The sequence below is a fragment of the Parvularcula oceani genome (assembly GCF_000733125.1).
In the GTDB taxonomy this organism is placed as follows: domain Bacteria; phylum Pseudomonadota; class Alphaproteobacteria; order Caulobacterales; family Parvularculaceae; genus Parvularcula; species Parvularcula oceani.
The window spans coordinates 16,602-29,966 of the sequence record NZ_JPHU01000008.1 but is presented as its reverse complement, the minus strand read 5'-3'; the positions used below and the strand labels follow the sequence as shown (position 1 = coordinate 29,966).

Genomic DNA, 13,365 nt, shown 5'->3' with positions numbered 1-13,365 from the left:
GCGGGCAAGCCGCTACCGCTGCGGCTCAGACATCCGGCTCGAAGATTCCCGAGATGATGAGGGCCGCGACCACCAGCCAGACCAGCGCCGTGATCCAGGTCGTCCGGCGCACCTTGAACCACAGTTCGGGCCGCACCGGCGCCCCCTCCTCCACCCCTTCGGGCTGCTCCTCGGAATCCTCCCACACGCTGCGCACGCGCATGGGGAGGACCGCAAAGAACACGACCCACCACAAGATGAGATAGATGATGAGGCCGCCGACGGGACTCATCGCTCAGGCCCTGTTGACCAGCACGGCGATATCGCAGCGCTTTCCCCAGCGCGGCGCCAGCTCTGCCCGGATCGCCCGCCGCAGGGCGTTTTCGATATCGCGGTCGTCACCGAGCTTGTTCTTGGACATGCTGCCCAGCGCATCCTCCACCGCTTCCTCGATGACCTCGCGCAGGATGTCGCCGTCATTGTCGTCCTTCGGCACGCCCTTGAGGAAGAGCTTCGGCCCATCGAGAAGCGCGTTCTTGGCTCCGACGGCGAGGGCGACGACGATGACCCCCTCGGCCGCGAGCTGCCTGCGCGCGCGGATCACGCCGTCGCCCTGGGGCAGAAGGATCTTGCCGTCGATCATGATGCGGCCCGAAGGCACTTCGTCGATGCGGCGAAGATCGCCGGGCGCGATGCGGATCAGGTCGCCATTGCGCGGCACCAGCGTCTCTTCGACGCCGAGGCTTTTGGCGAGATCGGCATGTTCGCGCAGGTGCCGCGCCTCGCCGTGAACGGGGATCGCATAGCGCGGCTTCACCCAGGAATACATGTCGCGCAGCTCGTCGCGGCAGGGGTGGCCGGAGACGTGAACGAACGCGTCTTCCTCGGTGATGATGGAGACGCCGAGATCGGTGAGCTGATTCATCAGCTCGTAGATGCCGCGCTCATTGCCGGGAATGATCTTCGAGCTGAAGATGACCGTGTCGCCGTCCGAGAGGACGAGGTCGGGATGATCGTCCCGCGCGATTCGGGCCAGCGCCGCGCGCTCCTCGCCCTGGCTGCCGGTGCAGAGATAGAGGATCTTGTCCTTGGGCAGGTAGCCCGCCTCTTTCGGATCGACGAAGCTGACGCCTTCGGGAAGCAGGTCCACCATCCGCGCGACGTCGATCATGCGCAGCATGGAGCGGCCCAGAAGGCAGACAGAGCGGTCCGCCGCCATCGCCGCCCTGCAGACCGAGACGAGGCGGGAGACGTTGGAGGCGAAGGTGGTCACCGCCACCCTGCCCTTCTGCTCGGACACGATCTGCTGGAGCGTGTCGGCGACGTCGCTTTCCGAACCCGACCGGCCTTCGGACAGGACATTGGTCGAGTCGCAGATCATGGCGAGGACGCCCTCCTCGCCCAGCTCGCTCAGTGCCTCGGCGTCGGTCTTCGAGCCCAGCACCGGCCGCGGGTCGAGCTTCCAGTCGCCCGTGTGCAGCAGCGTGCCGAACTCCGTCCTGATCGCGATGGCGTTCGGCTCGGGAATGGAGTGGGTCAGCGTGATGAATTCGAGATCGAAGGGACCGAGTTCGAAGCGCGCCTGCAGGTCCACGATCCTGATCGGCGCGTCGTCGATGCCGACTTCCTTGAACTTGCGGCGCACGAGCTCGGCCGTGAACGGCGTCGCGTAGATGTCGCATTCCAGATCCGGCCACAGATGGGCGACGGCGCCGATATGGTCCTCGTGGCCGTGGGTGAGGACCATGCCGAGCAGGTCCGCGCCCTCGTCGAGCTCGTCGAGCAGGTAGTTGTGGTCCGGTGTTATGAGGTCGATGCCGGGGGTGTCGTCGCCCCCGAAGGTGACGCCGGTATCGACGATGATCCACTTGCGGGCGTCGGCAGGACCGATCCCGAAGAGGTTCATGTTCATCCCGATTTCGCCGGATCCGCCCAGGGGCAGGAAGACGAGTTCATTCTCCATAGATGTCCGTTCCGGCGCCTCGTGCGCCTGTTATCGTTGACGTTCCGCCTCGAGCCGGCGGGCAATTTCGGTCAGGCCCCGAATGGTCAGGTCGGGGTCGAAATGATGAATCTTGTCGGTCGCGTCCTTGAACAGCGACGAGACGCCGCCCGTTGCGACCACTGTCATGGGCGCGCCGTATTCGGTTGAGATGCGGTCGATCAGCCCCTCGATCAAGCTGACATAGCCCCAGAACACGCCCGCCTGCATGGCGCCGACCGTGTCGGTGCCGATGACCTTGTCCGGCCGCTCGATCGCGATGCGCGGCAGCCGGGCCGCCGCCGTGTGCAGGGCCTGGACCGAGAGATTGATGCCGGGCGAGATCACGCCGCCCTCGAAGCCGCCATCGGCGCCGACGATGTCGAACGTGGTCGCCGTGCCCGAATCCACCACGATCAGCGGCCCGCCATAGGTGACGAAGCCGCCCACCGCGCCGACCAGGCGGTCGGCGCCCGCCTCGGAGGGGCGGTCGATGCGCACCGGCACCCCGGGAATGTCGGGACCGACGATCATGGGCTCGGCGTTCAGGTAGCGGCGGGACAGGTTGCGCAGGTTGAACAGGGCCTGCGGCACGACGGTCGCGATGATGCAGGACGTCACCTCCCCGAGGCTCCGCCCGCCGTCGAGGTCCATGAGCTGGCGAAGCCAGACGGCATATTCGTCGGCCGTGCGGCGCGCCGAGGTCGAGGCGCGCCACTGCGCGACCGTCACCCCGTCTTCGACCAGCGCGAAGACGGTGTTGGTGTTGCCGACATCGATGGCGAGCAGCATCCTACCCCCTATTGCACGGGCCGCGCATCGGCCTCGCTGCCTGTTAGCCGCCCTGACCGGGAAAGAACACGTCGCCGGCGGTCACGATCACCGTCTCTTCCCCCTGGCGGAGGCGGAGCGTGCCGTCCGGGGCGAGGCCCTCGAAGATCCCGGTCAGCGTGGCCTTCGGCAGCCGCACTTCGATCCGGTCGCCGATCCCTTGCGCGCGGGCGAGCCAGGCATCGCGCAGCGCCGGGAAGCCGTCGCTCTTCCAGCTTTCGAGCCGGGAGAAGAAGGCCCCGTCCAGAAGCGTCAGGAAGCGCTCCGGCGCCGGGGCGGGCGCATAGGCGGCGATGGCGCTGGTCGGATAGGCGGCGATGGCAGGCGCGGAAGCCAGATTGACGCCCATGCCGAGGGCGAGCGCGAGGCCGCCCTCCCACTCCAGCAATTCGATCAGGAGGCCCGCCAGCTTGCCGCCCTCGAGCAGCACGTCGTTCGGCCATTTCAGCGTCACGGCCGTCGGCGGCACGCCGCAGGCTCTCGCCGCGTCCGCGATGGCGAGCGCGGCGGCGAAGCCGTAGCCCGCAGGGTCCTCGGGCCCGAGCCTGCCCTTCAGGGGAAGAAGGAGCGTCGCGGCAAGATTGCCCTCCGGGCTCTGCCAGCTGCGCCCCCTGCGGCCATAGCCCGCGCTCTGCCGGTCGGCCCGGACCCAGAGCGGGCCGTCCTCGCCGGCATCGAAGCGGCGGCGGACCTCCTTGCTGGTCGAATCGACCTCCGGGAGGTGGACGCACGCCGTCTCCAAATCAGAAGAGCGGCGCCGCCGCCGCGGCAGCCACGGCCCGCAGCGGCTCGATCGCGAAGATGATGCCGAAGACCGTGATGATCGCGGCGCCGATCGCGGTGAAGGACACGGCGGAGCTCGGCTCCCGCACGAAACCGACCGCAGGCTCCTCGAACCAGATCGTCCGGATGACCGACAGATAGTAGTAGGTGGCGATCACCGAGGTGATCACGCCCACCGCCGCGAGGATGTAGAGGTCCGCCTCGACCGCCGCCATGAAGACGAAGAACTTGGCGAAGAAGCCGATGAAGATCGGAATCCCGGCAAGCGAGATGAACAGGAAGGTGAAGGCCCAGGCGAGGCCGCGCTGGGTCTGGCTGAGGCCGGCGAGGTCCGAGATGTTCTCCGCCATGCCTTCGGAGCGGCGCATGGACAGGATGCAGGCGAAGGTGCCGAGCGTCATCACGAGATAGATGATCAGATAGATCACCAGCGCGGCGAGGCCGCCTTCCGTGCCTGCCGCAAGGCCCATCAGTGCATAGCCGACATGGCCGATCGAGGAATAGGCCATCAGCCGCTTGATGTTGGTCTGCACCAGCGCGGACAGGGCGCCGACGATCATGGAGGCCGCGGCGAGCAGCCAGATGATGGGCTGCCACTGATCGAACAGCGTCGGGAAGGCCTCGATCAGGACGCGGCCGAACAGGACCATGCCCGCGAGCTTGGGCGCGGCGGCGAAGAAGGCCGTCACCGGCGTGGGCGAGCCTTCATAGACGTCGGGCGTCCACATGTGGAACGGCGCGGCGGAGACCTTGAAGGCGAGCCCTGAGATCAGGAAGACGAGGCCGAAGGTCAGGCCGACGGGATTTTCGACATCGGCCGCGACCAGCGCGATGGCTTGGAAATTGGTCGAGCCCGCGAAGCCGTAGACGAGCGACGCGCCATAGAGCAGCAGGCCGGAGCTCAGCGCGCCGAGCACGAAATATTTCAGGCCCGCCTCGGTCGAGCGGCGCGAGTCGCGGTTGAAGGCGGCCATGATGTAGACCGACAGGGATTGCAGCTCGACACCGAGATAGAGGCTGATCAGGTCGTTGGCGGAGACCATGAGGCCCATGCCGACGCAGGAGAGCAGGATCAGCACCGGATATTCCGGGCGCCCTAGCTTCTCGCGCAGCATGAAGCGCGTGGACATGAGCAGCGCGATCAGCGCGGCGAGGAAGATGAAGATCTTGGAGATCCGCGCCAGCGCGTCATTCACGAAGGCGCCGCCGAACAGGTAGATGCTGCCCTCATCCTGGCCGAACAGGCTCAGCAGCACGGCCAGGACGAGGCAGCCGGCGGCGGCATAGGTGATCTGCGCCACGCGATCGCCGCGCCAGAACACGCCGGTCAGCAGGAGCGCCATCGCCGCGAGCGACAGGAACAGCTCGGGCAGCAGCAGGGAGAGGTTGTCGAGGAGCGTCACTGATGCGCCTCCGGCTCGATGTGGATCTGGTCGGCGCTCGTCGTGCTTTCAGCGAGATCGGTGACGGGCTGAAGGCGCGTGAGCACATAGTCGGTGCCGGTGCTGAACACGTTCAGCGTCGGCGTCGGGTTGATGCCGAGATAGAGGGCGAGCGCCGCGAGGATGGCGAGGAGGCCGCCTTCGCGCCGCGTCACGTCGGCCAGGCTCTTGACCGGCTCGTGCCGCACCTCGCCGAAGACGACTTCGCGGTAGAGGCGCAGGCCGTAACCCGCCGAGAGGATCATGCCGAGCGTCGCGAGCGCCGCCACCCAGGTGTTGACGCGGAAGGTGCCGATCAGCGGCAGGATCTCGCCGACGAAGCCGGAGATGCCCGGCAGGCCGATATTCCCCATGGTGAAGAAGAGGAAGAAGAAGGCGTACCATTTCATCCGCGTGACGAGGCCGCCATAGGCCGCGATCTCGCGCGTGTGCATGCGGTCATAGACGATGCCGACGCACAGGAAGAGCGCGCCCGAGATGAAGCCGTGGCTGAGCATCTGGAACATGGCGCCGTCGATGCCCTGTTGCGTGCCGGTGAACAGGCCCATCGTCACGAAGCCCATATGCGCCACGGAGGAATAGGCGATGAGCTTCTTCATGTCCTCCTGCGCGAAGGCCACGAGCGAAGTGTAGATGATCGCGATGACCGACAGCGTGTAGACCAGCGGCGCGAAGTCGACCGACGCCTCGGGGAACATGGGCAGGCTGAACCGCACGAAGCCGTAGCCGCCCATCTTCAGAAGGATCGCCGCCAGCACGATCGACCCGGCGGTCGGCGCCTGGACGTGCGCGTCGGGAAGCCAGGTATGGACCGGCCACATCGGCATCTTGACCGCGAAGCTCGCGAAGAAGGCGAGCCAGAGCCAGGTCTGCGCCTCGCGCGCGAAGTCGTATTGCAGGAGCGCCACGATGTCCGTCGTGCCGACCTCGAGATACATGTAGACGAGCGCGATCAGCAGGAAGAGCGAGCCGAGCAGCGTGTAGAGGAAGAACTTGAAGGCGGCATAGACGCGGTTGGGGATCGTCCGGCCGAACAGCTCACGCTCGCCCTTCGAGCCCCAGACGCCGATGATCAGGAACATCGGGATCAGCGAGCCTTCGAAGAAGACATAGAAGAGAACGAGGTCGAGCGCGCAGAAGACGCCCATGATCATCGTCTCGAGCACGAGGAAGCTGATCATGTAGTCCGCGACGCGGTGCTTGATCGAGTTCCACGAGGCCAGGATGCAGACCGGCATGATGAAGGCGGTCAGCACGACGAACAGCACCGAGATGCCGTCCACGCCCATCTTGTAGTCGATGCCGTAGCCGAGCCAGCCGACCCGCTCGACCAGCTGGAAGCCCGCGGCGTCCTTGTCGTAGAGGAAGAAGTAGATCCCCATCGTGAAGACGAAGACGATGCCCGTCGACCAGAGCGCAACGAGGCGCGCGGCCTGATCGACGAGGTGCTGCTCGTCCTCGCGGCTGGTCGCCCGCCGCAGCACGATGAGGAGAGCCCCCACGAGCGGCAGGAAGGTGATCAGCGTCAGCCAGGGGACGTCGGAATAGGACTCTGGAATCACGGTGCGCGCTCTAGAGGAGAATGATCAGGAGAAGGATCGTCACGCCGATCAGCATGACGAAGGCGTAGTGGAAGACGTAGCCGCTCTGGCCACGCACCGCCCCGCGGGCGCTGGCGCCCGTCAATGCGGAGAGGCCGTTCGGGCCGAACCGGTCGATGGTCGCCTCGTCCCCGCGCTTCCACAGGAAGCGGCCGATCAGACGCGCCGGCTTGAGGAAGGCGTTGCGGTAGAGGTCGTCGATATACCAGCGGTTCCGCAGGAAGCCGTAGAGCATGCCGCCCTCCCCGATGAGGCCCGGGCGCAGCGGATCGTCGCCGCGGCTGTACTGGAACCATGCCGCGATGGTGCCGAGGACCATGGCGATGAAGGGCGCCCACAGGACCCAGGCGGGGAAGTGGTGCCCGCCATGATCGGCCGCCGCCTCCGCCTCGCCCAAGATGGCATCGCCGTGATCCGCTTCGCGCGCGGCTTCGGCCAGGCTCTCCTCGCCATGCGGGACCGGCTCGGCATGGGCCTCGGCTTCGAGGCCGTGCTGTTCGCCGGCATGGGCGCCCGGCACGTGGATCGCCTGCTCCCAGAAGCCGGCCGCGCCGTCGCCCACGAAGGGCTTGTAGAAGAGCATGCCGGCCAGGACCGCGCCCACCGCGAGCGGCAGCATGGCAACGATCATCGTGCTGGGCACGCCGTGCGGATGCCGGCGGACTTCCTCGGGCGCTCGCCATTTCCCGCCGAATGTCAGGAAGATCAGGCGCCAGGAATAGAAAGCGGTCAGGGTCGCGGCCAGAAGGCCGATGACGAAGGCGTAGATCGCGAAGCTCTGCCCCGCTTCGGATGCGGCGAAGGCGCTCTCGATGATCATGTCCTTCGACACGAAGCCCGCAAAGCCGAAGGGCGCGCCGAACAGCGTGACCATCGGAATGCCAACGCCGGTGATCGCCAGCGTGCCCAGAAGCATCATCAGGAAGGTGATCGGCATCTGCTGCCGCAGGCCGCCCATGAAGCGCATGTCCTGCTCGTGGTGGCTGAAATGGATCACCGCGCCGGCGCCGAGGAAGAGCAGCGCCTTGAAGAAGGCGTGGGTCGTCAGGTGGAACATCGCGGCGCCATAGCCGCCCACGCCCGCCGCGAAGAACATGTAGCCGAGCTGGCTCGCCGTCGAATAGGCGATGACCCGCTTGATGTCGGGCTGCACCAGGCCGACCGTCGCCGCATAGATCGCGGTCGTCGCGCCGATCACGGTGATCAGCGCCGAGGCGCCAGGCGCGACGGCGTAGAGGTCCGACATGCGGCAGACGAGGAAGACACCCGCCGTGACCATGGTCGCCGCATGGATGAGCGCGGAGACCGGCGTCGGCCCCTCCATCGCGTCGGGCAGCCAGGTATGCAGCAGGAACTGCGCGGACTTGCCCATCGCGCCGATGAAGAGAAGCACCCCGATGATCTCGACGGCGGCATAGGTCCGGTCGAGGAACTGGATCTGGAGATCGGGCAGCGCGATCGGCGCGGCGGCGCCATAGGGCTGGACCAGGCCGCCGGCGCGCACGGTCTCGAGGATCACGTCGAACTCGACCGAACGGAAGACGAGGAAGCAGGCCATGATGCCGAGGGCCAGGCCCACATCGCCGACGCGGTTCATCACGAAGGCCTTGATCGACGCGTCATTCGCGCTCGACTTGTGGTGCCAGAAGCCGATCAGGAGATAGCTCGCAAGGCCCACGCCCTCCCAGCCGAAGAAGAGCTGCAAGAGGTTGTCCGCCGTCACCAGCATCAGCATGGCGAAGGTGAAGAGCGACAGATAGGCGAAGAAGCGCGGCCGCGAAGGATCCTCGCTCATATAGCCGATCGAATAGAGGTGCACGAGCGAGGAGACGGTCGTGACCACGATCATCATGGTCGCCGACAGCGCATCGACGCGGACCGCCCAGTCGGCGGTCAGGTCGCCGACGGCGATCCAGGTGAACAGGCGGATCGTCCTTTCCGAATCGCCGAATCCGACGGCGAAGAAGGTCCACCATGCGAGGAGGGCGGCGAGGAAGACGAGGCCTGTCGTGACGATCTCGGCGGTGCGCGCGCTGCCGCGGCCGAGCGGCATTGCGAGGAGCGCGCCGAGAAGCGGCAGGAGGACGATGAGCACTTGCATCGGGACTAGTTCCGCATCGTGTTCGCGGTCTCGACCGAGATGTCGCCGCGGTTCCGGAAGAAGGTGACGAGGATGGCGAGACCGATCGCGGCCTCCGCCGCGGCCACGGTCAGCACCATGAAGGCGAAGACCTGGCCGACGAGGTCACCCAGATAGATCGAGAAGGCGACGAAATTGATGTTCACCGCGAGCAGCATGAGCTCGATCGACATCAGGATGACGATGACGTTCTTGCGGTTCAGGAAGATGCCCGCCGCGCCGATGGCGAAGAGCAGCCCTCCGACGAGAAGATACTGACCAAGTCCGATCACAGCTGAATCCCCTTGCCCTTGGGTACCGAGACGACCTCCACCGCTTCGGCGCGGGTGCGCGCCACCTGCCTGCCGACGTGCTGATGCTTGACCCCGCGCCGCTCGCGGAAGGTCAGGATGATGGCGCCGATCATCGCGACCAGCAGGATGAGGCCCGCGATCTGGAAGAAGTGCACATAGCGGGTGTAGAGCACCATTCCGAGCTGCTCGGCATTGTTCGGCGCCAGCGCGACGGCCGCTTCATCGCCGGTATCGACGATGCCGTCGGGGCCCGGCGCGACCGCGACCACGTCCTGCACGATCGGCGCCTGGCGAACGGCCAGCGCCTCCTCGGGAATGTTCCAGGCGGCGACGACGAAGCCGATCTCCACCATCAGGACGACGCCCACAAGGATGCCGAAGGGCAGATAGCGGGCATAGCCCGATCGGAGCTCGGCGAAGTCGACGTCGAGCATCATGACGACGAAGAGGAAGAGCACCGCGACCGCGCCGACATAGACGACGACCAGAAGGAAGGCGAGATACTCCGCGCCCAGCAGCACGAAGAGCCCGGCCGTCGAGATGAAGGCGAGGATCAGGAACAGAACCGAGTGAACCGGGTTCTTGGACAGGATCACCCCGAGGCCGCAGGCGATGGTGACCACCGCGAACACGTTGAAGGCGAGTTCGACAAACCCCATGAAAGCAACACTTTTGGCTAGTCGGCAGCCACGCTGAGCGTGCTGCGCCGCTTCGAATTTCGGGCCGGTTAGCCCAATTGGCCGGGCGGGGAAAGGCCGCGAGCCAAGCTCGCCTCATCCTTCTTTCCGCATTTCGGCCGCATCGCAGGCATTTCGCGCCCCCTGCGCCGCAAGGGCGCGGAGGCGGGTGCCGCCGCGCCGCCTTCCGGAATCGGAATGCCGCCCGCCGCAGCTTGCGCGCGCTCCCGCCCTCCGTCCGGCAGGCGCCGGTCGGGAGCGGCGGGCGGCGCATTATGCCGCAGCGGGCGCCCCTGCCCGCCCCTCCGGACAGTGTGAAGCCCTGAAAACTTTCGCTTAACCAAACTGGTCCCAGTCTCGGGCCGAGCCCGCAACCTTGTGCCAAATATGCCACAAAAGCGCGGAGTTTCTTAACGGGAGCTGTCGGTTTCTTGACCGTTCTGTCACACCGGACATAGTGCCGCCGAACGCGCGTCGTTCGTCTTCGCCATCCGACAGGGCAGGCAGGGGCCGAAGCGGGCCGTTACGGGAGAAGAGGTGCTGACCGGCGCCTCATTCAATTGGAGGACTTCATGGCCAAGTCTAAATTCATGGGGCGTCTGCTCCAGTCCACGATCTTCGTGGGCGCGATGGCTGCGGCGGCGCCCGCACTCGCGCAGGACGACGAATCGGACACGATCGTCGTCACCGGCACGCGCATTCAGCGCGCGCAGAACCTCGTGGGCACCAGCCCCGTCACCGAGATCGGCGCGCAGGAATTCGATGAGCGCGGCGTTCTGCGGGTCGAGGACGTGGTCAACACCCTGCCCCAGGCCTTCGGCGCGCAGTCCGTCCAGGTCTCGAACGGCGCGACGGGTACGGCCTCGCTGAACCTCCGTGGCCTCGGCTCCAACCGGACGCTGACCCTCGTCAACGGCCGCCGCCTGCCCTACGGCTCGACGACGATCGCCGCGCCCGACGTGAACTTCGTTCCGGCCCAGCTGATCGAGCGCGTCGACGTCCTGACCGGCGGCGCTTCGGCGACCTACGGCTCGGACGCCATCGCGGGCGTCGTCAACTTCATCCTGAACGACGACTTCGAAGGTTTCCGCATCGACGGCAACTGGTCGACCTATCAGCACACGAACGACAATGACGAGCTGCAGGGCCTGCTGAGCGATTTCGCTGCCGGCAACCCGACGCAGTTCCGCGTTCCGGACGGAAGCACCTGGGGCGGTGAAGCCGTCGACGTGACCGCGCTCTTCGGTGGCGACATCGATGGCGGCCGGGGCCACATCACGGCCTATGTCGGCTATCAGAACCAGAACGAGATCCGCCAGGATTCGCGCGACTACTCGCAGTGCGCCTTCGGCGCGGCGGGCGACGAGTTCACCTGCTCGGGTTCGGCCACGAACCAGTTCACGAACTTCCTCGATGTCGGCGGCGGCTTCGGCGCGCCCTTCGCCAACGGCCTCGCGGCGCTCGACGAGACGACCGGCGACATCGTCGCCTATGACGGCACGACCGACACCTTCAACTTCAACCCGTTCAACTTCTTCATCCGCCCGTCCGAGCGCTACCAGTTCGGCGCCTTCGCGGATTACGAGCTGGCCGAAGGTCTCGAGTTCTACTCCGAACTGATGTTCATGGATAACCGCACCAACGCCCAGATCGCGCCGTCCGGCGTGTTCGGCGGCGGCGTCGCGGGCCAGTCCGGCGGCATCAACTGCGACAACCCCTTCCTGTCCGACCAGGCCGTCGACGTGCTCTGCACGGCGCAAGGCCTCTCGGCCGAAGACGGCGACGTGGCCGAAGGCGTGATCTTCCTTCGCCGGAACGTCGAGGGCGGTCCGCGGAACAACGACCTGCGGCACACGACCTATCGCGGCGTCGTCGGCCTGCGCGGCGATATCGGCGACACGGGCCTGGCCTGGGACGTCTCCGGCCAATACGCCAACGTGCACCGCGCCGAGACCTACAACAACGAGCTGTCGATCCAGAACGTCTCGCGCGCTCTGAACGCGGTGAGGAATGACGACGGCGATATCGTCTGCGCGGTGAATGCCGACGACAACGTCGCCAACGACGATCCGAACTGCGCGCCCTACGACATCTTCTCGCCCGCCGGCCCGAGCGAAGCCGCTCTCGGCTATATCGGGCAGCCCCTGATCCTCGACGGTCAGATCGAGCAGGTCGTGGTCCAGGCGCTCATCAACGGCGAACTCGGCGAAGTCGGCCTCACCTCGCCTCTCGCAACGGCTCCGGCGGCCTTCGCTCTCGGCGTGGAATACCGCCGCGACCGTCTGTCGAGCGAGCCGAGCTCGAACTACATCTCGGGCGACGGCTTCGGCCAGGGCGGCCCGACGCTCCCGATCGAGGGTGCGCAGGACGTCTACGAGATCTTCGGCGAACTGAACGTCCCGCTGATCCAGGACCGTCCCTTCATCGACCAGTTCGGTCTCGACCTGGCCTATCGCTACTCCAGCTATACCAACAGCTCGGAAGGCACCCGGGACACGTCCTTCGACACCGAGTCCTACAAGGCCGGCTTCGACTATGCGCCGTCTGCCGACATCCGGTTCCGCGGCAGCTATCAGCGTGCCGTCCGTGCGCCGAACATCTTCGAGCTGTTCAGCAACCAGCAGGTCGCCCTGTTCGACCTGACCGCTGACGATGAGGGCCGCTACGACCCCTGCGCCACCTCCAACCCGGCCGCCACGCCCGAGCAGTGCGCCCGGACCGGCGTGACCGCGGACCAGTACGGCAACATCGCCGACAACCCGGCTGGCCAGTTCAACCAGTTCATCGGCGGCAACCCGGACCTCCAGCCCGAGACCTCGGACACCTTCACCATCGGTGCGGTGATCGAGCCCGGCTTCCTGGATCGGTTCTCCCTGTCGGTCGACTATTTCGACATCCAGGTCGAAGACTTCGTCGACCAGGTGTCGCCGAACCTCTCGCTGCAGCAGTGCCTCGAGACCGGATCGGAGTTCTTCTGCGGGCTGGTCAACCGGGGCGACGGCGGCACGCTGTTCGCCAACCCGACCGGCTTCATCACCGCGACCGACGTGAACACGGGCGAGATCTCGACCTCGGGTATCGACGTCCTGTCGCGCTGGACCTTCCCCGTCGCCGAGCAGGGCGACGTGACGATGGACTTCGTCGGCACCTGGGTCGAATCGCTCGAGACCCTGCCCCTGCCGGGCCTCGAAGAGCAGCGTTACGACTGCGTCGGTCTCTATGGCGGCGCCTGCGGCACGCCGAACCCGGAATGGCGCCACAAGCTGTCCTTCCGTTGGGACACGGGCCTCAATCTCGGCCTGACGGCGGCATGGCGCTACTATGACGCGGTGGACGTCGTTCAGTCCGACGAAAGCCAGCAAGCGGTCTTCGGCTCGAGCTTCGCGCCGGTGAACGAGACGCTGGACTCGCAGAACTACATCGACGTCTCCGCTCGCTACGAGCTGTCCGAGATGGCCACCCTGCGGGCGGGCGTGAACAACGTGTTCGACAAGGAGCCGCCGCTGAGCTCCGTCGTCGGCGCGGGCCTCGGCAACGGCAACACCTATCCGACGGTGTACGACTCGCTGGGCCGCTACATCTTCATCGGCGGCACGATCGACTTCTAAGGATCGCGCCATCGGCGAAACTTCTGGAAA

Annotated in this window: 10 protein-coding genes; 1 reads left to right on the top strand and 9 read right to left on the bottom strand. The window is 66.3% G+C overall.

Annotated elements, in window-relative coordinates; all coding sequences use genetic code 11:
- Positions 1–25: 25 nt before the first annotated feature.
- Genes IE88_RS0109680 through IE88_RS0109640 form a run of 9 tightly spaced genes read right to left on the bottom strand, consistent with a single transcriptional unit; the run spans position 26 to position 9,709 of the window.
- Positions 26–271 carry a DUF1467 family protein gene (locus tag IE88_RS0109680; RefSeq protein ID WP_031553699.1) on the bottom strand — a complete coding sequence of 82 codons (246 nt, stop codon included), beginning with the start codon at positions 269–271 and terminating at the stop codon, positions 26–28.
- Positions 272–274: 3 nt separating this feature from the next.
- Entirely contained in the window at positions 275–1,942 is a 1,668-nt protein-coding gene (locus tag IE88_RS0109675; protein WP_031553697.1) for a ribonuclease J, read from the bottom strand.
- A 30-nt stretch (positions 1,943–1,972) separates the two neighbouring features.
- Positions 1,973–2,752, bottom strand: coding sequence for a type III pantothenate kinase (locus IE88_RS0109670; RefSeq protein WP_031553695.1), 780 nt, complete (start codon positions 2,750–2,752; stop codon positions 1,973–1,975).
- A 43-nt stretch (positions 2,753–2,795) separates the two neighbouring features.
- Entirely contained in the window at positions 2,796–3,533 is a 738-nt protein-coding gene (locus IE88_RS0109665) for a biotin--[acetyl-CoA-carboxylase] ligase (RefSeq protein WP_031553693.1), read from the bottom strand.
- Position 3,534: 1 nt separating this feature from the next.
- Positions 3,535–4,977 (bottom strand): NADH-quinone oxidoreductase subunit NuoN, encoded by a 1,443-nt coding sequence (gene nuoN / locus IE88_RS0109660; RefSeq protein WP_031553690.1) that lies wholly within the window; start codon positions 4,975–4,977, stop codon positions 3,535–3,537.
- A complete protein-coding gene (locus IE88_RS0109655; RefSeq protein WP_051881848.1) occupies positions 4,974–6,578 on the bottom strand; it encodes an NADH-quinone oxidoreductase subunit M in 1,605 nt (534 codons plus the stop codon). Before IE88_RS0109655 ends, nuoN begins: the two co-directional genes overlap by 4 nt.
- Positions 6,579–6,588: 10 nt before the next feature.
- Positions 6,589–8,718, bottom strand: coding sequence for an NADH-quinone oxidoreductase subunit L (gene nuoL, locus IE88_RS0109650; protein ID WP_031553685.1), 2,130 nt, complete (start codon positions 8,716–8,718; stop codon positions 6,589–6,591).
- Positions 8,719–8,723: 5 nt separating this feature from the next.
- On the bottom strand, positions 8,724–9,029 hold the full coding sequence (gene nuoK, locus IE88_RS0109645) for an NADH-quinone oxidoreductase subunit NuoK (RefSeq protein WP_031553682.1): 306 nt from the start codon (positions 9,027–9,029) through the stop codon (positions 8,724–8,726).
- Entirely contained in the window at positions 9,026–9,709 is a 684-nt protein-coding gene (locus IE88_RS0109640) for an NADH-quinone oxidoreductase subunit J (protein WP_031553679.1), read from the bottom strand. The genes nuoK and IE88_RS0109640 overlap by 4 nt, the downstream gene beginning before the upstream one ends.
- A 590-nt stretch (positions 9,710–10,299) precedes the next feature.
- On the opposite strand from IE88_RS0109640, the gene IE88_RS0109635 reads away from it, so the two are divergent.
- A complete protein-coding gene (locus IE88_RS0109635; RefSeq protein ID WP_031553677.1) occupies positions 10,300–13,335 on the top strand; it encodes a TonB-dependent receptor domain-containing protein in 3,036 nt (1,011 codons plus the stop codon).
- Positions 13,336–13,365: the final 30 nt, after the last annotated feature.